Annotated in this window: 1 protein-coding gene; it reads left to right on the top strand. The window is 54.9% G+C overall.

Translation table 11 applies throughout. The features are described from left to right. Positions 1 to 253 precede the first annotated feature (253 nt). Entirely contained in the window at positions 254 to 1,249 is a 996-nt protein-coding gene (locus HBN79_RS23805; protein ID WP_153400687.1) for an IS110 family transposase, read from the top strand. Positions 1,250 to 1,269 lie beyond the last annotated feature (20 nt).

The raw sequence follows: 1,269 nt of genomic DNA, 5'->3' as shown, positions 1-1,269 counted from the left end.
GCTGCTTGTATGTTTTCCCGGTGCCCAAGAAAATGCCGGGGCGTGTACAAAAAGCGTTTCGGGGAGGCCGATAGCTGCTTAAGGCAGGATTTGCTCCTGACCTTGTCTGTAGAGAGGCCCCCCGCCTCATTGCCTACCACGAAGAGTAACCAGAAGCCGACAAGTCGGACTTCGTATTACAAGGTTGTGATGGCATGAAGTGCGAGGTCGGGGAACCGGAAGCATTCTACTTTTTTTCGTTGAGGTGGAACACATGGCTCTCGTCGTTGGTGTAGATATTGGCTCTCGAACTGCGCCTATGGCGTGGCGTAAAGATGGAAACGTCGTTGGAAACTGGACCATCGAACAGAGCGCCAAAGGCCACTCATTGGCGGTGAAAAAGTTGCTCAGCCTGAAGCCGGAGCTGATCGTCATGGAGGCCACCGGCGTCTATTACCTGGACTTGGCCGTCAAGCTGACCAACGCCGGCTTACCCGTGGCGGTGATCAACCCGAAAAGTGCACATAACTTTGCCAAGATCATGCTGGCTAACAGCAAAACCGACAAAATCGATGCTCAATTGCTGGCCGAGTATGCCGAGCGTATGACGCCGCGGGTATGGACTGCGCCAACCGCGCAAATGCTGGAACTGCGTGCCTTGGGACGACATTTGAACCGCCTGACCGGCCGCCGCACGCAGGCCAAAAATGAGTTGCACGCACTCAAGGCAACCGAAAGTACGTCGTCGATGCTGATCGAGGACGAAGAGGATGCCATCGACGCCTTGGACAAGCGCATTGAGCGCTTCCGCAAGGCCGCACTTGAACTGATTCTCGAAAGCCCGAACCTGAGCAGAAGCTACAAATGCATGATTGCAGGGCCTGGCATCGGAGAGGCTTCGGCTATTGCGATGCTGGCCGAGTTGGTGACCTTGCCGTCGACGTTGAAATCGAACCAGGTGAGCCGCTATGCAGGATTGGACGTGCGTCTGACGCAGTCAGGAACGAGTTTGAACAAGCCTGGCCGGATGAGTAAGGCCGGGAATGCCTACTTGCGCGCGGCGACGTTCATGCCCGCATTGAGCGCGCTGCGTTGTGACCCCATTGTTAAGGCGTTCTATGAAGGACTGGTCGGCCGAGGTAAGAAGAAGATGCAGGCAATTGGGGCAATCATGCGCAAATATCTGACAGGTATTTGGGCATGCATCCGCAGCGGTGAGCCTTTTGATACGGCCAAGCTTTTCGATGAAAAACACCTATCGAAAGCTTGACCTGCAACAGAGTATCTACA

This window comes from Pseudomonas sp. WS 5051 (assembly GCF_012985715.1).
Taxonomy (GTDB): Bacteria; Pseudomonadota; Gammaproteobacteria; order Pseudomonadales; family Pseudomonadaceae; genus Aquipseudomonas; species Aquipseudomonas bubulae.
The sequence above is the reverse complement of the archived record's forward strand: the minus strand, read 5'-3'. Positions and strand labels throughout refer to the sequence as shown.

Excerpts from the sequence above, each read along its gene's own strand:
- HBN79_RS23805 (WP_153400687.1), top strand. The coding sequence starts at position 254 with ATGGCTCTCGTCGTTGGTGTAGATATTGGCTCTCGAACTGCGCCTATG.